Annotated in this window: 15 protein-coding genes; 13 read left to right on the top strand and 2 right to left on the bottom strand. The window is 38.9% G+C overall.

From position 1 onward, the window contains the following. The first annotated feature begins 236 nt into the window (after positions 1 to 236). The 6 genes from ACHZAX_RS13905 to ACHZAX_RS13880 all read left to right on the top strand — a co-directional run bounded on the left by ACHZAX_RS13905 (position 237) and on the right by ACHZAX_RS13880 (position 7,492). Positions 237 to 1,439 (top strand): hypothetical protein, encoded by a 1,203-nt coding sequence (locus ACHZAX_RS13905; protein WP_320019553.1) that lies wholly within the window; start codon positions 237 to 239, stop codon positions 1,437 to 1,439. Further along, a complete protein-coding gene (locus ACHZAX_RS13900; protein ID WP_320019552.1) occupies positions 1,402 to 2,148 on the top strand; it encodes a WecB/TagA/CpsF family glycosyltransferase in 747 nt (248 codons plus the stop codon). Before ACHZAX_RS13905 ends, ACHZAX_RS13900 begins: the two co-directional genes overlap by 38 nt. 143 nt (positions 2,149 to 2,291) lie before the next feature. Continuing rightward, the gene (locus ACHZAX_RS13895) at positions 2,292 to 3,695 is read left to right on the top strand and encodes a sugar transferase (protein ID WP_101308979.1); all 1,404 of its coding nucleotides are present in this window, start codon (positions 2,292 to 2,294) and stop codon (positions 3,693 to 3,695) included. Positions 3,696 to 3,740: 45 nt separating this feature from the next. Further along, a complete protein-coding gene (locus tag ACHZAX_RS13890) occupies positions 3,741 to 4,535 on the top strand; it encodes a polysaccharide biosynthesis/export family protein (protein WP_320019551.1) in 795 nt (264 codons plus the stop codon). A 42-nt stretch (positions 4,536 to 4,577) separates the two neighbouring features. Next, positions 4,578 to 6,965 carry a GumC family protein gene (locus ACHZAX_RS13885; RefSeq protein WP_320019550.1) on the top strand — a complete coding sequence of 796 codons (2,388 nt, stop codon included), beginning with the start codon at positions 4,578 to 4,580 and terminating at the stop codon, positions 6,963 to 6,965. 116 nt (positions 6,966 to 7,081) lie between these two features. Beyond that, the gene (locus ACHZAX_RS13880) at positions 7,082 to 7,492 is read left to right on the top strand and encodes a BT0820 family HAD-type phosphatase (RefSeq protein ID WP_320019549.1); all 411 of its coding nucleotides are present in this window, start codon (positions 7,082 to 7,084) and stop codon (positions 7,490 to 7,492) included. A gap of 143 nt (positions 7,493 to 7,635) precedes the next feature. Here ACHZAX_RS13880 and ACHZAX_RS13875 read toward each other — a convergent pair whose 3' ends face one another. Then, entirely contained in the window at positions 7,636 to 8,943 is a 1,308-nt protein-coding gene (locus tag ACHZAX_RS13875; RefSeq protein WP_320019548.1) for a DEAD/DEAH box helicase, read from the bottom strand. A gap of 181 nt (positions 8,944 to 9,124) precedes the next feature. Here ACHZAX_RS13875 and ACHZAX_RS13870 point away from each other — a divergent pair, with 181 nt between their 5' ends. The 5 genes from ACHZAX_RS13870 to ACHZAX_RS13850 all read left to right on the top strand — a co-directional run bounded on the left by ACHZAX_RS13870 (position 9,125) and on the right by ACHZAX_RS13850 (position 14,916). Next, entirely contained in the window at positions 9,125 to 9,304 is a 180-nt protein-coding gene (locus tag ACHZAX_RS13870) for a hypothetical protein (protein WP_320019547.1), read from the top strand. Positions 9,305 to 9,402: 98 nt separating this feature from the next. Further along, positions 9,403 to 10,839, top strand: a complete 1,437-nt coding sequence (locus ACHZAX_RS13865; RefSeq protein WP_320019546.1) for a site-specific DNA-methyltransferase — start codon at positions 9,403 to 9,405, stop codon at positions 10,837 to 10,839. Positions 10,840 to 11,082: 243 nt separating this feature from the next. Continuing rightward, positions 11,083 to 12,114: an L-threonine 3-dehydrogenase gene (gene tdh / locus ACHZAX_RS13860; protein ID WP_245870284.1), complete on the top strand. Its 1,032-nt coding sequence runs from the start codon at positions 11,083 to 11,085 to the stop codon at positions 12,112 to 12,114. Positions 12,115 to 12,334: 220 nt separating this feature from the next. Further along, complete coding sequence (locus ACHZAX_RS13855; RefSeq protein WP_218973024.1) at positions 12,335 to 13,735, top strand: MFS transporter; 1,401 nt, start codon at positions 12,335 to 12,337, stop codon at positions 13,733 to 13,735. 110 nt (positions 13,736 to 13,845) lie between these two features. Then, on the top strand, positions 13,846 to 14,916 hold the full coding sequence (locus ACHZAX_RS13850) for a ferredoxin--NADP reductase (protein WP_320019545.1): 1,071 nt from the start codon (positions 13,846 to 13,848) through the stop codon (positions 14,914 to 14,916). 48 nt (positions 14,917 to 14,964) lie between these two features. On the opposite strand, the gene yccS is transcribed toward ACHZAX_RS13850, so the two are convergent. Beyond that, positions 14,965 to 17,109, bottom strand: coding sequence for a YccS family putative transporter (gene yccS / locus ACHZAX_RS13845; protein WP_320019544.1), 2,145 nt, complete (start codon positions 17,107 to 17,109; stop codon positions 14,965 to 14,967). Between the two features lie 268 nt (positions 17,110 to 17,377). Here yccS and hxpB point away from each other — a divergent pair, with 268 nt between their 5' ends. After that, entirely contained in the window at positions 17,378 to 18,031 is a 654-nt protein-coding gene (gene hxpB, locus ACHZAX_RS13840) for a hexitol phosphatase HxpB (protein ID WP_320019543.1), read from the top strand. 573 nt (positions 18,032 to 18,604) lie between these two features. After that, positions 18,605 to 25,525, top strand: a complete 6,921-nt coding sequence (locus ACHZAX_RS13835; protein ID WP_320019542.1) for an endonuclease — start codon at positions 18,605 to 18,607, stop codon at positions 25,523 to 25,525. Positions 25,526 to 26,023: the final 498 nt, after the last annotated feature.

Below are 26,023 nucleotides of genomic sequence, written 5' to 3'. Positions count from 1 at the left end.
AAGACTCCTAAATCCACTAAAGGGGACTTTGATCTGCAACTAATGCTTGTTTATTTTTTGTAAGCCCCTTTAGGTGTTTGGGGTATTGTAAGTAGAGAACCCAACAGAGTCGCAGACCTGTTGGAGTTAAGGCTGGAACTTCGCACTCCGATAGGCTAAATCAATTTTTAAGCATGATCAGACGCTAATCTTTAGTTAACAGCCTTTTTTATCTAACCATCTATCGTTTAAAAAACATGTATAAAACAAGTTTCGAAAATCTTCGAAATTATATCGAAAGTCAGGAATACAAAGGCTGGGACCCATACGATGGCCTGAATTCCAAATTTTTTCAGTCCATTCCTTTTGTAAAAAACAGCAGGTTAATGCGATTGATTTGGATTCAGGCATTTAAAAAAAGTCCAATAAATTTCCGGGGTCTTACCAGAGTTGAGAAGGATTACAATCCAAAAGGTCTTGGTTTATTTCTTAGTGGATATTGTAAGCTTTATCGATTTGATCGAACACAGGAGGTAAGATCCCGGATTCATTTTCTGAGCGAAAAATTATTGAAAATGCAATCGAAAGGCTGGTCGGGCTCCTGTTGGGGATACAATTTCGATTGGCAGGCAAGAGCCTTTTTTCAACCCAAAGGCACACCATCGGTAGTTGTTACCACTTATGCAGGCTGTGCATTGCTGGATGCCTACGAAATATTGGGAGATGAAAAGTTGTTGGAGACAGCCATACGAATCAAGGATTTTATTTTGAAGGATTTAAACCGAACCTACGACGGAAACGGGGATTTCTGTTTTTCCTATTCTCCATTGGATCAAACTCAGGTTTTTAATGCTTCTCTTTTAGGAAGCCGGATGCTGTCGAGAATCTATCATTATACACAAGAGGAGGAAGTTTTGAATTGTGCAAAGCAATCGGTAAGGTATTGCATCAAGCACCAAAACTCCGATGGATCATGGTCGTATGGCACTTTGCCTTATCATCGCTGGATTGATAATTTTCATACCGGATTTAATCTCGAAGCTTTATCCGATTATCGCAGATATAGTAAGGATTCTTCCTTCGACCGGCAAATTAAATTGGGATTGGATTATTACCTGGCCAATTTTTTCGCTGATGACGGAACACCAAAATATTACAACAATTCGGTTTATCCGATTGACGTACATTGTCCGGCTCAATTGCCAATTACACTAAGCAGTTTAAACGTGTTCGAAGAGAACAGGGAATTGGTCGGTCGGGTTTTAAAATGGACAATCAGCAATCTTCAGGATCAATCCGGGTATTTCTATTTTCAGTTAGGGAAACGCGGAAAAAATAAGATTCCTTATATCCGATGGGCACAAGCCTGGATGTTTTTGTCCTTATCAAACTATTTAGTTGAAACCATAAAAATACCGGAATATGAGAAAGAGAATTACGATAATGAACTCGCCGGTTGACGTGTTGACGATGAAGGAAACTATTCATCTGATCGACGATTCGATCCGGGATAAAAAGCCAATTCAACACATTGTTGTAAATGCGGCCAAACTGGTGCACATGCAAACCGATACCGAGTTATATAAATCGGTAGTAGCAAGCGATATTATTAATGCGGACGGAATGGCTGTTGTTTGGGCCGCGGGGTTATTGGGAGAACCTTTGCCGGAAAGAGTTTCCGGAGTTGATTTGATGCAGGAACTGGTTATTTTGGCTGCTAAAAAAAAATACAGGATCTTTTTCTTCGGTGGCAAAGAAGAAGTGGTATCCGAAGTGGTTCGAAAATACACATCTGTTTTTGGAGAAGAAATAATTGCCGGTTTCCGAAATGGGTATTTTAACCATGATCAGGAAGCAGATATTGCAGAACAAATTGCAGCATCGAATGCAGACATTTTATTTGTAGCCATAAGTTCTCCAACCAAGGAGATTTTTCTGAATACCTACAAAGATCAGCTAAAAGTGCCCTTTATTATGGGCGTTGGCGGTTCGTTTGATGTTGTAGCCGGAAAAGTAAAAAGAGCACCACTTTGGATGCAAAACTCAGGTTTGGAATGGTTTTACCGTTTTTTGCAGGAGCCCGGCCGAATGTGGAAAAGATACTTAACAACCAATTCTCTGTTTCTCTACTACATATTTAAAGAACGAATTCAAAAATTTTTCAGATAAACCCACACTTCATTTATACAGAAGCAAGTGTGCATCTCTATTATAAAAAATACTCAACTCAGAATACAGACAGCCGTTGACCAACCATCAACTTGAAAAGCTGGCTGTGGTCTTTTAAAATTTCACTTTAAAACCTTAAAACCATGATTAAAGGAAGAGAACAAACCCTTGCACGTTTGAGTACTCTCATGCAAGTAGGTTTATCAGTTGCTTGTTATTGGGTGGTGGCATGGGCAGTTACTACCTATTTAAGACCGGTAAATATTGATGTTCACGATAACAATACAATTTACCTGCTGATTATTGCCATTTGGTACACGCTGATAAAGGAGTTGAATCTGGGTAAGATGCTTCGGGTAAAAACCTACTCCGAATTGTTTGCCGAATATTTTGCCCTTGTTGTGATCAGTTCAGGATTGCTGCATTTAGGAAGCTTATTCCTTACCGACTCTGTACCAACATTAATTCTGGCTTTGTTTGCCTGCCTAAATCTTGTAGTGCTTTTTGGCTTTCGGATGTTAAGTTACCGGATATTTAAATTGCTGAGAGGGAAAGGCTTTAATACCAGAAATGTTTTAATTGTTGCCGATGATGAATCGTATCTGCACTTTATCGACCGAATGCTTTTTATCCGCGATTGGGGATACAATGTTTGGGCGATCATGTCGGATGGAAAACACATCAAAAATAAATACGAATCGCACGTTCGGGTTTTGCATGAGCATTTTCAGCTAAGCGAAATTATAGATGCCAATGTGGTTGATGAGGTAATTTACTGCAAGGGAAAGTTTGATAATGAAGAAGTCCGGGCTTTGATTTATGCCTGTTCCGAGGTTGGAGTTACGTTTCGTGTTTATTCCGAATTGTTAAGTGTTGTTAGTCAGCGATCTCATCTTACTTATTTTAAAGAACTTCCTTTCCTTACGTTCGCAAATAATACCAAGAATTACTTTGCCCTTAAGGTAAAGGAAATGCTCGATTTCCTGTTTTCATTTGTTATTGTGGTATTGATTTCTCCTGTTTTATTAGCCATATCAGTGGCAATAAAAATTGAAGATGGAGGCTCCGTTTTTTTCCGTCAAAGGCGGGTAGGCTTGAATGGACGTATTTTTCATTGTCTGAAGTTCAGAACAATGGTGGAAAATGCGGAAGCCTTGCGGGTAAAACTTGAAAATCAGAATGAACAATCGGGGCCGGTTTTCAAAATTAAGAATGATCCGCGGGTAACCCGTGTAGGCAGATTTCTTCGAAAAACTTCGTTGGATGAGCTGCCTCAGTTCTTTAATGTTCTTCGGGGCGAAATGTCGATTGTTGGTCCACGGCCGCCAATACCTTCCGAAGTTCAGCAGTATCAACGTTGGCAGCGCCGGCGATTAAGTATGAAACCAGGAATTACCTGTATCTGGCAAGTGTCCGGCCGCAATAATATTCCTTTCGAGGAATGGATGAAACTGGACATGCTTTACATCGACACCTGGTCGTTAAAACTGGATTTAATACTATTTCTCAGCACCATTAAAGTTGTGTTCACTGGTGAAGGACAATAGTTAATCTCAATATATTTAAACTGGAATCAACAAAAAACCAAGACCATGAATAAAAAATATTTATTTCTGATGAGCCTCATTTTAGTAATGAGTATCATTTCCTGTCGATCAAAAAAAGATTTGGTTTACCTGCAGGACACTGGAGCTGAGATATTGGCAAGTGAATTTACAACAAATGTTCCCGAGTATTTGATTAAGACAAATGACAATCTTTTTGTGAGTATTAAATCCTTAAATCCGGAGGTGAATCAATTGTATAATCCTGCACAAAGCGTAGGTGGAATGGGGGGAGCACAGCAATTGTACAGTCAGCAATCCGACCAGTATTTAAATGGTTATCAGGTAGATTCAAACGGGAATATTTCTCTGCCAATTCTGGGTGCAGTAGGAATTGCAGGACTTAGTCAGGCCGAGGCTCAGGCTAAGGTTCAGGAGAGGGCAGACGAATACTTAAAGGATGCCAGTGTTAAAGTAAAACTTTTAAATTACAAAGTAAGTGTAATGGGGGAAGTTACAACTCCAGGCGTTTACTACAATTACAATAGCAGCTTAACTGTGCTGGAAGCCATTAGTATGGCGAATGGAATCACCGAATATGCAAAAATTGACTATGTTTTGGTGATGCGAACCTCCGGGAAACAAAGTGAAACATTTCGTTTGGATTTAACAAAGAAGGATTTTCTAAAATCGAAAGCATTTTTTCTGCAGCCTAATGATGTTGTATATGTGGAGCCTCACAGGATTAAAAATACGAATATGAATTCGGCCGTTTACAGCCTTTTGCTGTCAACAGTATCAACGGCAGTATTAATAACCAGTGTAATACTAACCAACAAATAAGCCGTTTTGCTTGGTGATTATTCTAACACAAAATTTATTTCAATGAAGTATGTAGATGAAGTAATGGATTATTTTGATCAAAAAGATAGTCCGGATGTGAAGGAATTTCTTTATCGATTGTTGTCGAAATGGAAGATGTTTGCAGTGTGCGGAGCCTTGGGGATATTGTTGGCTTATTTTATTAGTAAGTATTCGAATCCGGTTTACATGATGCGGAGTACTCTCTTAATTCATGTTGATGCAGGGGAAACCAGCGCGCAAAGTATGTTTGATGGTTATAAAATTCAGGACAAAGCAAACATACAAAACCATTTAGAAATTCTTAAATCATATACCATTAACCGAAAGGCAATGAGAAACCTGGCTTGGAATCAATCCTGGTATAAAAAGCAATTGTTTTCCAACAGAGGTTTATATAGACATGAACCATTCGAAGTTCAGCAAATGGACGGGGTTAATATAACCAACTTACCAATTTCTATTGTTCAGATTGATGATAAATCTTATAAAATTAAAGTAGATGGGAAAGCCGATTATAAGGGTGATGAAGTACATGTTAAATTTGAAAAGATAGCTTTTTTCGATCAGTTGTTTCAGAACAACTACTTTCATTTTATACTTAAGAAGAAAGCAGAGGAAATTGATAAGAATGAAAATTATTTTTTCGTTTTCAATAATTTAGATGCGCTTACTCTCGCGTATATGGAGAGTATGACTATTAGCGTAGCTGAGAAAAAGGCTGAATTGATTCATCTTCGAATAGATAATTCGGAACCGGAAAGAGGAGTTGATTATTTGAATGAATTGAATTGGGTTTACATTCAATTTGGTTTGATCGAAAAAAATAAGAAATCTGAAAGTACGGTACGTTTCATCGATTCTCAATTGGAGGGAATCGTGGATTCTCTTCAAATGGCAGGTCAGAGTTTTAGCAATTTCAGATCAAGAAACAGAATTGTTGATTTGGGACAGGAGGCAGGCGTAATTGTAGCAAAAGTGGAGGATCTTGAAAGTCAGTTGTCCAGGGCTCAAATTTCTTTGGATTACTATAAAAATCTGCTGCGCAATTTAGGCGATGTAAATCAAATGAAACAAGTAATAGCACCTTCCATAACAGGTGTTACAGATCCTTCGTTAGATGCATTAGTGGCTAAATTGACTGATTTGTACGGAAAGCGGGAAGTGCTTTCTTATAGTGTTCAGGAGAAAAATCCGAGTCTGGTTATCCTGAATAAGGAAATTCAGTTAATTCAGCAAAGTTTAGAGGAAAATCTTCAAAGCCTGGTGGCCAACTCCCGAATCGAAGTACAGAGTTTAAGCGCAAGAATGGAAACCGTTAGAGAGCAATTGGCCCGAATGCCAAAGCATGAGCAAAAACTGGTTAGTATGAAAAGGAACTTCGACTTAAACAACGAACTTTATACTTTTCTACTGAAAAAACGTGCGGAAGCGGCCATTGCCAAAGCATCTAATGTGTCCGATTCGCAAATAATCGATCCGGCAAGATTGGCGACTATTGTTAAAATAAAACCCAAAACAGCAATTAATTTACTAATAGGTATGTTTTTGGGGATTGGGCTTCCTTTTTTAATCATTATTCTAAAAGAATTCTTTAATGATAATATCCAGAATAAGGAAGAAATCATGAAGAAGACTCAACTTCCAATTTTGGGGACTATTGCTCATAATAAATACAGCGAAGCAGTTCCTGTGTTTTATCATCCCCGATCGGCTATATCTGAGTCTTTTAGAACCTTGCGTACAAATCTAGCTTATGTACTGCCCAATAATCCGACTAAAATTATTGGAATTCATTCAACAATACCCGAAGAAGGAAAATCATTTGCGGCAGTTAATCTGGCAGCCATTGTTGCCATGAATAATAAGAAGGTGTTATTGATTGGTGCTGATTTACGAAAGCCAAAAATTGAAATCGCTTTTGATTTGGATAATGCGCTTGGTTTAAGCACTTATTTAATCAGTCATAGCAAATGCAGCGAGATCATTCAGAAAACACACATCAAAAACCTTCACTGTGTAACCTCAGGACCTGTGCCGCCAAATCCGGCTGAGTTATTGGAAAATGGCAGGTTTGAGCAATTGTTATGCGAAGTGGAAGGGAAATATGATTATATATTTATCGACAATGCGCCTCTTTCCATGGTTACTGATGGAATCATCACAGGCAAATTTACAGATGCTAATTTGTTTGTTCTTCGACGGGGATTCAGTCATCGGGAACAGATCAGTTTTGTGAATCAGTTGGTTGTAAAAGGCACTTTGTCGAACGTTTCATTGGTATTAAATGATGTTGCCATGAATGGATATCAAGGCAAATCCTCAAGAAATACAAGTGGAAACGGTTATTATTATGAAGACAGTTCGCCGGGAATTGTCCGAAGGCTGTGGGAGAAAGTCTCCAGTAATTAAAAGAGTAAATAAATGGCCTGAACAACAATTCAGGCCATTTTTGTTCGTTAATCATTGAGAAAGAATAAAAGAATTCTTTATTTTTATAAGTACGTGATACTTAAATTATTCTCTTTATGATTATAGCTGTAGATTTTGATGGAACCATTGTACATCATAAATATCCTGAAATTGGAAGTGAAATTCCATTTGCTGTCGAAAGTCTGATCGCATTGCAAAAGGAAGGTCATCAAATTATTTTATGGACATACAGAACGGATGAAAATCTTTATGAAGCGGTTGATTACTGTGAAAAGAGAGGACTGGAATTTTATGCTGTGAACAGCAATTATCCCGAAGAGGAATTTGATGACACCATTAGTCGTAAAATTTACGCTGATTTATACATCGATGACCGCAATTTTGGCGGATTGCCGGAATGGGAGCAAATATTCAGAAGCATTTCCACACAAAATTCTGTTTCGCATAAAGAATCAAAAACCAAAAAGATGTTTAGCCGGCTGCTCGATAATATTTTTGGAGAATAATAAAATTTAGTCAACTTATTCAATGGGATAAAATTCTTAACAGCTAACTAATAATATCCAGTTGTCAATTACTTTTCGCATTAAATAATTAGCCAGATATTTAAGGTTTCTCTTTTATTAAAGAGTCAATAATCGAACTCAGATTAATACGAAACCTGAATTTTAACTTTCTTCTTTTTAATGAGTTCGTTTTTAAGTTTACGAGCCAATTTTTCGCCCATTCCTCTTTTTACAGCAACGAACGATGAGTGATCGAGAACATCGATTTTTCCCAATTCCTCTTTTTTCAGATTTCCCACCTTACAAAAGAATCCAACCAAGTCAATTTTATTTACCTTTTCTTTTTTACCCAAACAAATGTAAAGAGTCTCCCATTCAGGTTCTGCCGGTAATGGCTGATCTTCTGCCAGTTCAAGCACTTCAATGTCATCAGGGATAAATTCCGGTGGTGTTTCGTCCTGAGCAAGCACCAGGTAGGAAGTTCCTTCGGCATTCATTCTGGCTGTTCGTCCGTTTCTATGCGTAAATGCTTCTTCTACTCTTGGCAGTTGGTAGTGAATCACATTCTTAATTTCAGGAATATCCAGCCCTCTTGAAGCAAGATCGGTAACAATCAGCAGGTAATGACTTCCATTTCGGAATTTTAGAAGAGCTCTCTCCCGATCATCCTGTTCCAATCCGCCATGAAAAACATCACACTGAATGCCTTCATTTAAAAAGTGTTTTCCAATTCGTTCCACAGCATCACGGTGATTGCAGAAAACTAAACTTGGCTGATTTCCCAAATGACAAACCAATTGAAAAAGAGTCGCCAATTTGTCTTTTTCTACAGATATTACTTTCTTTTGATCCAAAGCAATTGGTTTTGCATTTGGAATAAAGTCCAGTTCGATGAGTGAATTTAGTCTGGTAAAATCCGGAATATCGATATTATTGGTAGCAGAGGTTAGTATCTTTTTAATTTTAGACGGCAGAGCTAGTGTAACTTCCTTCATCTCTTTCTGAAAACCTAATTCCAGAGATTTATCAAACTCATCCAATATCAGAGTTTTGATATTTCTGCAATCAAAATTTCCTCTTCGAATATGATCGGCTATCCTTCCCGGAGTACCAATAAGCACGGCAGGAGGAGTTTTTAAATTGTTTTTTTCGGTTGACATTGGATGTCCGCCGTAGCAGCAATTCACCTTAAAATCAGTTCCCATACTTTTAAAAACTGTCTCTATTTGCAAAGAAAGTTCTCGTGCAGGAGTTAAAATCAGGGTCTGAACAGCATCTGTTTCAGAATCCAGTTCAGCAAGCATTGGCAACAAAAAAGCCAAGGTTTTTCCCGACCCCGTTGGAGATACCAAAAGCAGATCGCTGTTTTTTGTATAGGCTTTCGCGCATTCCTTTTGCATCTCATTCAATTCCTGAATAGATAGCTTTTCTAAAATCTTTTTAGTATCCATGTTTTTTGCTTGCATGGCGCAAAGATAACAAAAACTCGATGCCGGAAAGTTTGGGATCCCGAATAGTTAAAAATCCGTACAATTAAATCAACTTTTAATAACATATAGAGAACAAACAGCGAACCATCAACAATTACCTTCGGAAAAATAAATAATCAGTATAAATATGTGCAGCATAGGAATGTATCGAATCGAATTGATCAATTTATCGGGAGAGATCGTGTACTTAAGTTTAGGCTCGAAAAATCAGTTTTGTGAAGAAGAATTACCATGTAATTTGCCTGATGAAGCTTATATGGTTCGAATAAGTGGCAATGATGATTATTTGCACGAGAGATTACTGCTTAATCAGGATTGTTAGGCGTTTTTATATACATGAAGTTGAATTTTGTAATTTTTATTCAAGACTGAAAAGTTGTAGGTTTGTGAAACAAATCATATTATATCAGACTTGTTGTTATGCAAGGAAAAAACCTACTCTCTTTTTATCAGAAACAAAAGAAAATAAAAGAGCTGAAAAGCCTTCTCCCAGAAGTCTTTGCAGGAGATCAACTGGATATTCAGAAGCTTAAAATTTATTTGGAAGCTGATCAGTTCGTTGATGAATCGAACTATGGCTTAACCTGGTTCGGAAAAGAGAATGCTGCAACGCAAGCCCGTGAAGAAAGTACAGATAAACTGGTTTTCGATAAGGTAAAATCTGTTCAGCCAAAAACGACTCAAAATCTGTTTGTGGAAGGTGATAATTTAGATGCTTTACGTTTACTTCAGAAAGATTATGCGGGTAAAATCAAATTGATTTATATCGATCCGCCTTATAACACAGGTAATGATTTTGGTTATAATGACCGGTTTAAAATCCGCACGAATCAGTACCTTGACTTTTTGGATGGTACCGGAATTGAACGGGTTGATTTTGGACTGAAAAATCAGATTGAAAGCGGTGAAGTTCACACCAATTGGTTGAACATGATTTATCCGCGGCTGGTTTTATCCCGACAGCTGTTAACCAATGATGGTGCAGTAGCCGTTTCTATTGACGAAAGCGAGAAGGCTAATGTGCAGCTGATTTGCAATGAGGTTTTTGGAGAGGATAATTTCGTTGGTTGTTTTATATGGATCAATCGAACAAACTCTAATGTTTCAGTTAATTTATTTGCCGCAAATCATGAATATATTTTGCTCTATGCCAAAAGTACAAAGGAAGTAAAGTTGAAAGGAGAACTCAAGGATTTATCCAGTTATTCAAATCCTGATAACGACCCAAATGGAGATTGGATTCCTGATAATCCGTCAGCAGCAAGCGGCAATTCCAATTCCCGTTTTGTGATTACCAACCCCTTTACAAAAGAGGAATATTTACCACCATCCGGACGATATTGGGCTTTTTCTAAACCGCGTGTTACCGAGTGGTTCAATTCAGGAAAGTTGATATTTCCCAAAGAGAAAGGCAAGCGTTTTTTGCTGAAAAAGTACAAGTCAGAGCTGAAGAGTATTTTTAATCCCATTTCATCGGTTATTACTGATATTCCAACAAGCAAAGGAACCCGTGAGCTGAAAGAATTATATCCGGAAGGATTGCCGTTTAAATATCCAAAACCAACCGATTTGCTGCTTGTAATTTTGGAGCAGTTAAGCGATGATGAGGATTTGATTTTGGATCTTTTTGCCGGTTCAGCATCAATGCCTCATGCTGTTTTCAAACTAAACGAAAAGCAAGCTTCTAAGCGCCGTTTTATTTGCGTTCAGAATACAGAATTGGTAAAAGAGGATTCGGATGCTGGTAGAATGGGTTTTTCAACCATCTCAGATTTGGCAAGAGATCGAATCGTGCGAGCCGGAAAGTTGTATCCTATGCTTGATACAGGGTTTCAGTTTTATAAAATTGAGAAATAAAATAAGCATAGGAGTGTCAGTATGTCTTTGAAATTCAATATTCTTCCGATTGCCATCAGACTCGCGCTGATATGGATTTGCAGAAAGCTTTTACAGAAGTGATCGAATCGGAATATTTTTACAAACCGCATATTGAAAATCTAATTTAGTTTTTATACTTTCGAATTGGATTAACCAAATATGCAACAATCATATTTGCAAAGATTTAAATACTTACACAACAACACATATAACAAAACGACAATGACTAAAATGAAGGCTCTTGTAAAGTCCAAAGCTGAAAAAGGTTTGTGGATGGAAGAAGTTGATGTTCCTAAAGTAGGAGTAAACGATGTTCTTGTAAAAATTAGAAAAACAGCTATTTGCGGTACCGATCTTCACATTTATAAATGGGATGAATGGGCACAGAATACCATTAAACCAGGAATGATTATCGGGCATGAGTATGTTGGAGAGGTAGCTGAAATTGGAGCCGGTGTTACTGGTTTTAAAATTGGCGACCGCGTAACAGGCGAAGGTCATATAGCTTGCGGACACTGCCGAAACTGCCGACGCGGACGTAAACACGTGTGTGAACACACCGTTGGAATTGGCGTAAACATAGATGGTATTTTTGCCGAGTATGCAGCCATACCTTCATCGAATTTGATGAAAATGAGCAATGAGATTAGTGATGAGCTTTTGGCGATCATGGATCCATTTGGAAATGCAACACATACTACTCTTTCGTGGCCGATAATTGGAGAAGATGTATTGGTTACGGGGGCTGGTTTAATTGGAAGTATGTGTGTGGCAATTGCAAAATTTGCAGGAGCTCGTTACGTGGTGGCAACCGAAACCAATCCATACAGAATAGAATTAGCTAAGAAAATGGGTGCCGATCGTGTGATTAATCCTTTAACAGAGAGTCTTGATGACGCAATTAAGGAATTGGGAATGATTGGTTTTGATATAGGGTTGGAGTGTTCGGGTGCACCAGCAGCTTTTGGCGATATGGTTTCTCATATGTACAACTCAGGTAAGATCTCTCTTTTAGGTATTTTGCCTCAGCAAACAAAAGTAAATTGGAACGATATCATTTTTAAAGGACTTCAGTTAAAAGGAATCTACGGACGTGAAATGTACGAAACATGGTATCAAATGGAACAAATGTTGATGAGTGGATTGGATTTGTCTCCAATGATTTCACATCGCTTTAAAGCTGATGAATTCCAAAAAGGATTCGATATTATGGAAGAAGGAAATTGTGGAAAAGTGATTCTCGATTGGGAATAAATTTTCTTCAAAATATAGTGTAAAGCTCAGGACTCTCCTGAGCTTTTTTTATGAGTGTAAATTTATCTGTATGATAACTAAAACATAGTTTGAATACACTTTCAGGTTTTATCAAAAATTAAGGTCGGGTTTTCCCTACTTGATATATCCATGAAGTAAATCTATTTTTAAGCTTTAACTGACAGAGCATAATTTTAAGATATAATTAACGAAAAACATCATGAATAGTGAAGAGAAAATGATAAGAGAGAGCTTTTCCAGAGCCTTTTGGGTAGCCAACTCTGTTGAGTTGTTGGAAAGAGCTGCATATTATGGGGTATTTATTGTTATAACAATTTATTTATCAAGGATACTAAGCTTTTCTGATGTGGAAGCAGCCTTAATTTCAGGTTTGTTTTCAGGAGGATTGTATTTGCTACCTACATTTAGTGGTGCTTTAGCAGATAAAATGGGTTTTAAAAAGGCACTTTTACTTGCTTTTTCCTTACTAACTGTTGGATATGCAGGACTCGCGATATTTCCTACCATGCTGCAATCAGCAGGCTTGGTCGAATACTCTAAGATTACTGTTTTTAACGGATTAGAAGACAGTCTGCACAAATGGTTTATCATTCCGATAATCGTTTTAATAATGGTTGGAGGTTCATTTATTAAATCGGTGATTACTGGTACCGTAGCAAAGGAAACAACCGTGGCTAATCGCGCCCAAGGGTTTTCTATTTTTTACACCATGGTGAATATTGGTGCTTTTTCGGGGAAAACCATTGTGAAACCACTGCGTGAGGCAATGGGAAATGAAGGATTAATCACCTTAAATTATTTTTCGGCTGGAGCCACTTTATTGGGTCTGACAGCTGTTTACTTCTTCTACAAAAGTACGAGTCACGAAGGGGAAGGCAAGAGTATGTCTGAAATTTGGGACGCTTTACTTAAAGTTCTTTCAAATGGCAGGTTAGTAGCTTTAATTCTTATTGTTACAGGTTTTTGGATGGTTCAACATCAATTGTATGCTACCATGCCAAAATATGTGTTGCGTATGGCAGGAGAAGGAGCATCACCATCTTGGTATGCAAATGTGAATCCATTAATCGTTTTTCTTTTTGTTGGTTTAATAACACAGTTGATGCGAAAGAAAACGGCCTTGTTTTCCATGACAGTTGGTATGTTCATTATGCCCGTGTCGGCATTGTGTATGGCGGCTGGTAATTTATTGGATGTTGAATCAATTGATTTAGGTCTTTTTAGTTTGCATCCAGTTGCCTTTATGATGATTATTGGTATTGTTTTCCAAGGATTTGCAGAGTCATTTATTTCACCGCGTTTTTTAGAATATTTCTCATTGCAGGCTCCTAAGGGAGAAGAGGGTTTGTATCTTGGATTTAGTCACTTACATTCATTTATCTCTTCCATTTTAGGATTTGGATTGTCAGGATTTTTACTGTCCAAATACTGTCCGGATCCAAAATTATTTACCAATCATGCTGAATGGGAACTTGCTTCAGCTCATGCTCATTACATATGGTACTACTTTGTTGCGATAGCAGGTGTATCAGCAATAGCATTAATTATTTATGGCAATATTACTAGGAAATTAGATGCCGAAAATGAATTGGCAGCCTAATATTTTACGATGATAAAATACAGAACCACCTTTTGAGAGGTGGTTTTTTTATGTCGTAAATCGCGAAATTCTCCGTAATTTAAAGCTTAATCTTAGAAAGTTAGAATATTATGAATCAGGAATTTTACCGCATACCCATAGCTGCAATTCACAAGCCAATAAAAGAAGCTGTAACACTAAGCTTTCAAATACCAGATGAGCTGTTATCGGTTTTTAAGTTTCATCCGGGACAACACCTTTGTTTTCGGTTTGATGTAAATAACAAGGAAGAACTTAGAATGTATTCCCTGCACAACTCGCCGTATGTAAAAGGTTTGTTTCAGGTAACAGTAAAGATTCAGAAAGACGGATTGATTTCCAATTACATAGCGGACAATTTAAAGGCAGGAGATATTGTAGAAATATCCACTCCTCAAGGAGATTTTACGGTAAATCCGGATGGGAAGGCCGGGAAGTCCTATTATTTGTTTGCTGCCGGAAGTGGAATTACGCCAATTTACTCAATGTTAAGTTCCATACTGCTGGCAGAACCAAACAGTAGGGTGTTTTTGCTTTATGGAAATAGGAGTATACCCGAGATTTTGTTTTACAATGAATTATTGGAGTGGCAGGCAAAATATCCTGATCGATTGAAAATTACTCAAACCCTTTCGAAACGATTTCTGGATTTTTCACTGGCTCCATGGGATGGTAAACGTGGCCGGATCAATGAGGAGTTGGTAGAATCTTTTCTTCTTGAAAATCCAGCCGCTCCCGAAAATACAGAATATTATATCTGCGGACCGGATGGAATGAACCAAATGGTTAGTGATACTTTGATTGATATGGGAGTCCCGTCAAAATTCATTCATTTTGAGTATTTTTCCACTCAGGCTATTGAGTACGAAGAGGGACTAACTGCAGTGGAGAATGCTCTGGTGGATGCAGCAATCAGGAATGAAAAATTTCAGTTGCACCTAGTGCAGGACGAAACCATTTTAGAAGGATTGAAACGAATTGGCGCCCCTGCGCCCTATTTTTGTCAGGGTGGTATTTGTGGTACCTGCAAAGCTCATCTGATTGAAGGGGAGGTGAAAATGAAAACAACAATGGCTCTGAGTGCCGAAGATGTAAAGAACAATGTAATCTTAACCTGTCAGTCGCTGGCACAAACTGCCAAAGTGAAAATTGAGTTCAAATAATATGGAGCGGTGAGTCTGTGCAAAAACAGCACAGCACTCACCGTTAATTTATTCTTGAAACAGTTTCGATGCTTCCTCCAGTAACTGTTCGGTAACTTCAGCGATATTGTAAAGCAAAACCAATTTTTGGCGCTCAGTTCCCCGTTCAATTTCAGTAATTTTTTGTCCTAAATTATCAATGAATGTTTTAAGACTTTGAGTCGGGTCACAAGCTTCCGACTTTTGTAAGCCACTAACAGCTTTGCTTAATTCTGATTCTATATTTCCAAACATTTCCCATTGATCATCGCTGATGTAGTTTTTTATGTCGCGGTGCGATCCTAAGGCCGATAAATAGGATAGTAATGCATGATTGAGATAAGTTAAAGCAAAGGCATGTTTTTGAAATTTCTGATGTTTTTTGGGCTCCAGTTTCATTCCCCGCCACGATAAAGCAAGCGCATTATCAGCCTGATTTGCACGATACCTGGCAATGCGGTAATTTAAATCATCCTCATTTAATTCTTTGTATTCCTGCAAAATACAGGTGAAATAGTTTCGGTTTTTTTCCAAAGCGGTTGAAAGTAAGTTGGGCAAACGCTTGTATTGCCAATCGGGCCACATAAAACGGACAACTATTATTGCCAAAACGGCACCAATAATAGTATCCATTACCCGTGCTCCCATAACAACAATCCCTTTTCCTGCAATCAGATTAAAAGCCGCCATGACAAAAATGGTAACAAACACAACCGCTAGAGCATAGTTTTTTCTCAGCCATACAAAAAAGGCATAAGCAGCTACCAGCAGCAAAATTACCTGTCCGGCAAGAGTAGGAAGTATTTGTACAAACAATACACCAGTTACTACACCACTTAGAGTTCCAATAATCCTTTGAAACAGTCTTTTCCGGGTTTCACTGTAACTTGGCTGGCATACAAATAAACTGGTTAGTAAAATCCAATATCCTTTTTCCAGATGAAAACCCAAAATCAGAAAATAGCCAATCAAAAAACAGGTACTCAACCGGATGGCATATCTAAATCGCGGATGTGACCAGTTCAATTGCTCTCTTAGTTTTTGCCATAAGCTTTTGGTATCTCTGTCCACCTTAGGAAGCAATCCCGAATCTACATAGTAACTCATGTTTTGCAATGAAAGATGAGATTGTGTAAGATTTTGGAGCAGCAAGCTAAGATTAGTACTTTTTGTTGTAGGGTTTTGTTTTTTAATTTTATCCTTCAAGGCAGCAATTGTCCATTTGAATGAAATCGGATGCTGATAAGTTGTTCCCATTAACAAGCTTTTCGAAACCTCGTGGCAGGCAAGCGATAATTGCAGTAATAATTGTCCCAAACCTTCCAGAATTTCGGTGTTGTCTGCTTCATCACTTATCAGGTCGTATCGTTCGTGACTCGAAGAAGCTCTTTCGTGCAAACTTTGCAGGAGTACAAATTTATGCAGGTAAGGGCGCAGTTCGTTCGGATCATCCAAAGCATCGGAGTAGGAGTTGAGTACATTTTTGCACCTTTCCAACGAGTTGATGAATTGAATATTTAAGGTAGCCAACCGACCTCGGATTTTTTCCTGCGATTTGGAATCACTTGGGAAAAGCCGTGCTTTTTCCTTCATGTACAGGCTCAGATCTTCGAATCCCTGAGCCAATTGCTCTTCCAATAGTCTGTTTGGACGAAGAATAAGTAAAATAAGAGACAGTATTCCGTAACACAAGGCACCCGCAGGCAAAAGCAAAGGCTGCCAGTACCAGTTGGGCGAAATCTCAGCACCTAACATGGTATAAATAGCAACGAGTAAAGCACCAAATGTAACGCCTCTGTATCGCTCACCCAGTCCGCCCAAAACAATAAATGTAATGGTGGAACCAATTAATCCAATGCCAAACAGAATTGGATAAGGAAGCAGTAATTCGACCGATAAACTCGAAATAATGAAACTAATAATGGTAAGAATCAGCGTTTTCACACGTCCTTTGGGATGATCATCGGTTTCGGAAAGAGCACCAGCCAGAGCACCCAAAGCCAGAGTGAAACCCATATTTGCAGAACCAGTAACAACAAATGGAATCAGCAGCATACTCATGGCAATTGCCGCTTTTAGCGCCAGCAATCTGTTTGGATACCTCCATAAATTCTTAATCATGAATTCATACCATCCCTTTCCCTGAAATCTGTCAAGTGTCAATTTGTTCTTCATGTATCGGTTTTTGTTTTTCAAATACAAAGATAACAGAAGCAAATAAGTATACTGCCCGATCGTATTAATTTAGCTTTGCAATTTGCTAAATCCAAACAGTATCTAAGACCTGCAAGAGTTTTAATAAATTCTTTTTTTTTTGAACTGTTTTTAGAATCTAAAATCAGTTTTCCAAACAAATGTTTTATTAATTTTAAAAAATTAAAGGATAAAAAACACTTTTACCTTAGCGGTAAGTTAAAAGAACAGGTGCGGTAAACTAATAAATATGACAAATAAAAAAGCTATTATATTTGATATGGATGGCGTCTTAATTGACTCGGAGAAATATTGGAAACAGGCGGAATATGAGGTATTTACTTCTTTGGGAGTTAAGGTGACTGACGAATATTCTAAAATAACAAAGTCGATGACAACATCTGAAGTTACTCAATTTTGGCATGACAAATATCCTTGGAAAGATAAAGATGCCGCAGCTGTAGAGCAAATGGTTATTTCACGGGTTGTTGAGCTAATTGAAACTGAAAATTGCCAAATAAATGGAGTAAAATCATTTATTGAAAAACTGAAAACAAGAAAATATAAAATTGGATTAGCAACCAATTCACCAAGCAGAATTATTCCTGTGGTTTTAAAGAAATTAGACATTTTGCATTTATTTGATTCGATATTATCGGCAGAGTTTGAAAAAAAAGTAAAGCCTGATCCTGCTGTTTATTATAGGGCTGCAGAAAAATTATTTACGAAACCGGAAGATTGCATCGTAATTGAAGATTCATACACTGGTATGTTGGCGGCAAAAAATGCAGGTATGACTGTTGTCGCTTTTACGAATGGAAATAAAGAAATTGATTGTAAAATAGCGGACTATAAAATAGATAGCTTTGAAAATAATGAAATTGAATTGCTAAAAATGAATTGAAACCTGTCGTTAACATTTTTCCGTTAAAAACCCATACATAGGCCGAGCTAAAGTTTGGTCTTTTTTATTGCTCAAGAAAAAATTTGACTCATACATGTGGCAAATAAGCCGGACAAGCAAAAAAATATTGAAAAACTCCGGGCAATGTGCCGGCCAAAAAAAAAGTCTGTTACTGGGTTTCGATATTTTGTGCACACCTCCCCCAAAAATAGGTCTTCTATGTGCAGCGAAAAAGTCGTTCCGGCTGGCTAAAGTCACAAATATCCAGTTATTATATTGTTCTTTTAACGTAAGGGATATAAGACTCTTTTTATATGGTGTTCGAATGTACTTTACATGCTGATAGATAGCTCGTAATCAAAAATTGAATGTTAATCAAAAGGATACATAAACTTAACATTGATATGTTCGGTTATTTGATATTTTGTATATTTTTGATGCTCAAAACAACCATTTTGTACACGCTTCTTGAAAAATTCATTTTCAAACTATTTTTTAATTACTACTAAGCCTATGTTTTCATTTTACACATGTAAGAGGTGGTGTCTGGTGACATTACTTACTTTATTTATGATGTCCGCCCAAGTCAGTTTTGGTCAGGGATTAGAAGATTTTATGAATTTACCCCTTTCGGGAAGTTCATATGAAACAGGAAATTTTGAAGGGAACAACGCACAAAGCTGGAGCTATGTAAATTCGCGGGGTGACCGACCGATTAATGGCAAAGCAATTTGTTTTGGAAAAACCGACAGTTCGTTAAAAGGGGAAAATATTCCCAATGGAATTAGCAGTTTTAGTTGTAAGGTGCAAAAAGAATATACATCCACCAACATAAGACAGGTAGAGTTATTCATTAATGGAGTTTCTGTTGCTCAATCCGAAGAAATTACCGGATTGCAGGATTTTATTGTGACTGATATTAATGTAGAAGGCATTTTTAGTCTTGAAATAAAAAATATTTCCGGTGGAGGAAAACAGGTAAGTCTTGATGATATTCAGTGGACTGCCTATGGATCTGCTCCGGTTCAAAGTTCGGCAAAGACCATAACATCATTTGTAATTGATGGCAAAGCCGGAACCCTTAACGAAGACGCACATACAATTGGTGTAACTTTACCGGAATCGACTAACGTAACAGCCCTTAGTCCGGTAATTGAAATATCCGATAAGGCAACTGTTTTGCCGGCAAGTGGTGCATCTCAGGATTTTACAAATCCGGTGACTTATACTGTAACTGCAGAAGATGGATCGAGTCAGGAATACGTGGTGGCAGTAAGTGTTGAAATACCGGTAGTTTCGAGTTTACTGATTAATGAACTGGATTGCGATCAGGCCAGTACAGACACAAAGGAATTTGTTGAATTGTACGACGGAGGAGCCGGGAATACTTCTTTGGATGGATACACTTTGGTTCTTTACAACGGGAGTAATGATTTGTCTTATGCGACTTATGATCTTGCCGGGCAGTCTACCAATGCACAAGGCTTTTTTGTAATCGGAAGTACTGAGGTTGCAAATGTAAATTTGTCTCCTTCAGGTTTCACTCTTCAGAATGGTGCCGATGCTGTTGCCTTGTATAAAGCGCCGGCAGCAGATTTTCCAAATAATACAGCTGTAACAACAGAGAATTTAGTCGATTTTGTTGCTTATGATACCGATGATGCAGATGATGCTGGATTGTTGGCAGGAATAATCGAAGGCGGACAAATAAATGAGAATGCTTCGGGCGATATGGCGAATCATTCCATATACAGGGCAACTGACGGAGAAGGCGGAGCCAGAAACACTACCGCTTTTATTGCAGGAATTCCAACTCCCGGAAAATCAAATGCCAGCGCTGGTACTGCAATAACTGTTGATTTGGCTTTATCTGCCACAACAGCCAGCGAAGCCGATCAAACAATAATTACTTTAACAGCAACTGCAAGTGAAGCGGTAAGCGAAAGCCAGACTCTTGATGTGAATATTTCAGGTACGGGAATTACAGCAGGAGATTATACACTTTCAGCAGCACAATTCACATTTGCGGCAGGCGAAAGCACGGCAAGTGCAAGTCTTACCATTGTTGATGATGCCGATATTGAGGGCACTGAAAGCATGACGGTTTCCATTTCGAATCCTTCTGCAGGAATTCAGTTGGGAACAACAGTAAGTGCAGTTCTTAGCATAGCAGATAATGATAGTGCAGGTAATGACGGAACGGAAACGAGTCCTTTTACCATAAATGAAGCTTTGGCATTGTCCGAAACTTCTGCCGAGTATTATGCCTATGGTTATATTGTTTCGGTGGGTACTGATTTTGAAGCACCATTTACAAACGCGTACTATATTTCTATTGCTGATTCTCAGGATGAGACCAATTTTGATCATTGCCTGAATCTTAAATTGGAAGCAGGAGCAAATCGTGATATCTGGAATTTACAGGATCATCCTGAAAATTTGGGCAAACAAATTAAATTCAACGGATTTAGAGATACGTACAGTGGTCATGCTTCCTTCGAAGGAAATTCGGTAATTGTTAATTTATCAGGGGAACCAACATTGACTTCTGTAAATTTGGCTTTATCTGCCACAACAGCCAGCGAAGCTGATCAAACAATAATTACTTTAACAGCAACCGCAAGTGAAGCAGTAAGCGAAAGCCAGACTCTTGATGTGAATATTTCAGGTACGGGAATTACAGCAGGAGATTATACACTGTCAGCAGCACAATTTACATTTGCGGCAGGCGAAAGCACGGCAAGTGCAAGTCTTACCATTGTTGATGATGCCGATGTTGAAGGCACTGAAAGCATGACGGTTTCCATTTCGAATCCTTCTGCAGGAATTCAGTTGGGAACAACTGTTAGTGCCTCAATTAGTATTGCTGATAATGATGGAAGCACCGGAAGCATTTTGGCTAACTACGTTTATTTGGCTCCGGAAACCAATGGAGATGGAAGTATTGTTGTGAATCTAACACCAAAAGAATATGTACAGACAGTAAGTCCAAGTCATCACATGGGAAGTGTGAAAATTCCCGCCGATTATTACAGTAGTGCTGTTGGATTTAACGGAACTGCATTGCGTGAGCATATTCATACCATAATTGAGGCCGGAGCAGAAGCTCAATCTTACAGCACCGTTTGGAACATGTGTGAAGATGGCGATCAGAATCCGAAAAATGCTTCGCAAGTCTGGCAAATGTATGTTGAGCAGGGAATTGCAAAAACAGCTCACGTATCGGGTAGTACAGGATGGAACAGAGAACACACATGGGCAAAGTCGCATGGCGGTTTTGGAACTTCAGATGGGCCAGGTACCGATGGTCATCATTTAAGAGCCACCGACGCTCAGGAGAATAGTGTGCGTGGCAGTCGTGATTTTGCCGATGAGGCTCCGGGATATACTCCACCTAAATCGGCAAGAGGTGATGTTGCCCGTATGATTTTTTACATGGCAACCCGTTGGGATATGACCGTTGATGATCAGTGCAAGGAAACTGAATCAGCAGCCCGTCACGGAAAGCTGTCCGATTTATTGAAATGGCACGAGGAAGATCCTGTTGATCCGTATGAAGTAAGAAGAAACAATGTGATTTACGGATATCAGCACAATAGAAATCCTTTTGTTGACCATCCTGAATTGGTGCAGTACATTTTTGGAGAAGCCAAGGCGCAGGAATGGAATGGCGGAATTGGTACAGAGCCTGCCAAGATTAAAATTACAGGAACATTGGCCGATTTCGGCATGGTTAAATTTGGTGAAGAGTCGGCCGTTCAGACTTTTACGATATCAGCAAATTCTTTAACCGAAAATGTGAGCATAACATCTCCGCAGCACTTCCTGATATCCAAAGACGGCACCAACTATTCTTCCTCTTTGGCTTTAACCGCTGCCGATGGAACTATTGCAGAGGCCACAATATCTGTGAAATTTGTTCCTGAATCAGCTGTTTCAGCAAAAGTGACAGGAGATCTGAAAATTACAAGCGGCGAAAATTCCAAGTCGATGGCTGTATCGGGTACCGAGGGAGATCCGGCATTGATTCCTCTTGCATTTTTACATGAGGATTTCGAAACGGATACGCACAGCAATTGGATCTTGAAATCGGAAATTGGCGGCAGAAATTGGGCAATAACAGAATTTTCAAGTAATAAGTACATGCAAATGTCGGCCTACAAAGCCACTGGTAAAGTGGTTTCGTGGTTAATTTCTCCTGAATTGGATCTGGATGCCTATAATAATGAGAAACTGACTTTTAAAACCAAGAATGGTTATTTTCAGGGACTTGCCTTAGAGGTGTTTATTTCTACCGATTACGATGGCGGCGATGTAAGTGCAGCCACCTGGCAAAAATTGGATGCCGCAATTGATGAAAGAAACAATACTGCTTATGGAGCCGACTTTGTAGAATCCGGCGATATCGATTTGTCTGCATATGAAGGAACAGCATACATCGCCTTTAAATATACCGGCGACGGCAGTTCTGTTACTACAACCTATCAGGTAGATGATGTGGTGGTTGAAGGAAATAAAATTCCATTAACCGGAAGTTTATCAAGCAATCTTATTGCTGATTTGAAATTTCCATTTACAGAAGTTGGCGCGGTTAGCGAGCCTATGTTATATGAATTAAATTTCGATAAAATAGAAGGCGATATTAGCATTCAGGCCAGCGATAATTATGAAATTTCTTTAGATGGAAGTACTTATAAATCAAAGCTAAGTATTGATCAATCAGAAGTCTCACCAGTGTTGATTACGGTTCGTTTCGCGCCAAAAACAGCTGTAATTAATGGATCTGCAGGAACGATTACTCACAAAGCAAAAGCGGCCGAATCGCTTGTTGTCGCTGTAAGCTCTTTGGCATCAACCGAAATTGCTGACGCTTCAACTTTGGGTAGAGATAAAACCCTGGATATTGTATCGTGGAATTTGGAGTGGTTTGGATCTCCAACAATGTCGAAACATGCATCTTCCTTCGATGAGCAGTTGACTGCTGTTTCTGAGAAAATCATTGAATTGGATGCCGATATTTATGCCATTCAGGAATTAGTTTCCGATAATGTAAATGGTGATTTTCTGCAGCCTTTGGTTGAGAAGTTGAATGTTTTGGCAGGAGATAATGTGTATGCAGCCAGTATGGGTGCAAGATATTCTCATGACGATTCAGCTCCAAGTACAGATTATCCGGCTCAGCGTGTTTGTTACATCTACAACCAAACAACAGTGAGTAACTTAGGCGATTTCTCGATGTTTTCTGATTTATATCCCGATACATCTACCGCTTCCATTGATGGGTACACAGGCGATGCTTCCAGTTTCTGGGCTTCGGGACGTTTGCCATATCTATTCGAAGCAGAGGTATTCATTAATGGCATGAAAGAGAACATCAAGTTGGTGAACATTCACGCCAAGTGTTGTCAGGATAGTCACTCCCGAAAATTAGCTGATGCGAAATTCCTGATGAATGAGTTGAATACCAACTATTCCAACGATAATTTGGTGATTTTGGGTGATTACAACGATTATTTAGAAGGAAGTATGACCAGCGGGGCTTCCTCTCCTTATGCATCATGGTTCGAAACCAAAGATTATTTCGATCATGTAATTACTTCAAGTACCAATATCGATCACATTACAATTTCCAATGAATTGTACGATGAATATCAGGTTCTGACCAACAATACAAGCGAGGAGAGTGTTAGTATATCCGATCATCATCCTATATTGCTGCGTTTAAAATTACGTTCAGACAAAATCAGTAAAAAATCGCAAACGATCACTTTCGCGGAATTGACAGACAAAACCTTTGGCGATCCTGCTTTCGAATTAGTAGCAAGTGCTTCATCAGGATTGGAAGTCAATTTCGAACTGGTATCAGGCCCGGCAACCTTATCCGGAAAAGAACTGACACTTACCGGAGCCGGAACAGTTGTTGTAAAAGCAGTGCAGACTGGTGATGAGAACTACGAAGCTGCAGAATCGGTAAGCAGAACGTTTACTGTGAATAAAGCTTCTCAGGATATCGCTTTCGCGGAATTGACAGACAAAACCTACGGCGATCCTGCTTTCGAATTAGCAGCAAGTGCTTCATCAGGATTGGAAGTCAATTTCGAATTGGTATCAGGCCCGGCAACCTTATCCGGAAAAGAACTGACACTTACCGGAGCCGGAACAGTTGTTGTAAAAGCAGTGCAGGCAGGTAATGAGAATTACGAAGCCGCAGAATCGGTAAGCAGAACGTTTACTGTGAATAAAGCTTCTCAGGATATCGCTTTCGCGGAATTGACAGACAAAACCTACGGCGATCCTGCTTTTGAATTGGTGGCAAGTGCTTCATCAGGACTGGAAGTCAATTTCGAATTGGTATCAGGCCCGGCAACTCTATCCGGAAAAGAACTGACACTTACCGGAGCGGGAACAGTTGTTGTAAAAGCAGTGCAGGCAGGTAATGAGAATTACGAAGCGGCAGAATCGGTAAGCAGAACATTTACAGTTGCAGGAAGTAAAGAAAGTCAAACCATTACTTTCGCTGCTCTTGCAGATAAAACCTTTGGCGATCCTGCTTTCGAATTAGCAGCAAGTGCTTCATCAGGACTGGAAGTAAGCTTCGAACTGGTATCAGGTCCGGCAACCTTATCCGGAAAAGAACTGACACTTACCGGTGCTGGAACAGTTGTTGTAAAAGCAGTGCAGGCAGGTAATGAGAACTACGAAGCGGCAGAATCAGTAAGCAGAACATTTACAGTTGCAGGAAGTAAAGAAAGTCAAACCATTACTTTCGCTGCTCTTGCAGATAAAACCTTTGGCGATCCTGCTTTTGAATTAGCAGCAAGTGCTTCATCAGGACTGGAAGTCAATTTCGAACTGGTATCAGGCCCGGCAACTCTATCCGGAAAAGAACTGACACTTACCGGAGCCGGAACAGTTGTTGTAAAAGCGGTGCAGGCAGGTAATGAGAACTATGAAGCGGCAGAATCGGTAAGCAGAACGTTTACTGTTGAAAAAGCAAGTCAGACGATAACTTTCGAGCCTATTGAAGGCCTTGTAGTTGTTGGAGAGCCAATTCAACTGAGTGCCGTTTCTTCGGAAGGATTAACGGTTGCTTTCGAGCTGTTGGAAGGTAATGGTGAACTTAATGGATCCATACTAACACCAACTTTACCAGGCGAATTTAAAGTTCGGGCTCATCAGGATGGAAACGCTAATATTAAGTCCGCCGAAGAATTTCAGTTTTTTACTGTAAGTCAGCCAACAGGATTGAAAGAGATTTTTGAGAAAATTGTTAAGATTTATCCAAATCCATCACGCGATTTTGTGAGCATCGATTTACCCGACGACGATGTGATTAAAATCTTAATCTTGAATAGTCGTGGGCAGGTAGTGAAAACCATACAGCCTAGAGAGAAACACAGAATTAATATTAATGATCTGGTTTCCGGAAATTATTTTATATCCATTCAAACAGATCAATTTATAGTAACGAAACGACTCATGGTCGTTCGCTAATAATCTAAGGAGGGTGGCTACAGTTCTAAGCCACCCTTTTTTTATTTCCTTCCAGCCCAGACTTTCGGAATGGTCTTCTTACATTCTTTAGTAATTTATTTATGCTGAATAATTGCTAAATCCTGACAGCGTCGGAGACCTGTCAGAGTTTTAGTAATTACCCCCCAGGAAAATCCGGTTCGATAAAAACAATATAGCCAAGGCTCAAATTTCAGTTTTAAAATCAAAGGGTTTCATTGTAAGTGAGAGCACCTGTACTGCTCTGTTGTGCAGAATAATTGCCAAATCCTGACAGTGTCGAAGACCTGTCAGAGTTTTAGCATTTCTTTTTTTATCCTTTATTTGGAACCATTCTGAGAAGTCAAGATCAATCTTCTAAATAATGTTTAGTATTTTTAAAAAAATAAAAGTACAAAGCACTTTTACTGTGATGCGCAAAGCTAAAAAGATAGCAGTACATCGATGGCTTACTATTTAATTTTGAAGCGGTTTTTGAAT

This window comes from Labilibaculum manganireducens (genome assembly GCF_963665805.2).
In the GTDB taxonomy this organism is placed as follows: Bacteria; Bacteroidota; Bacteroidia; order Bacteroidales; family Marinifilaceae; genus Labilibaculum; species Labilibaculum manganireducens.
Note: the sequence above shows the minus strand (reverse complement) of the source record. Positions and strands in the feature narration are given on the sequence as shown.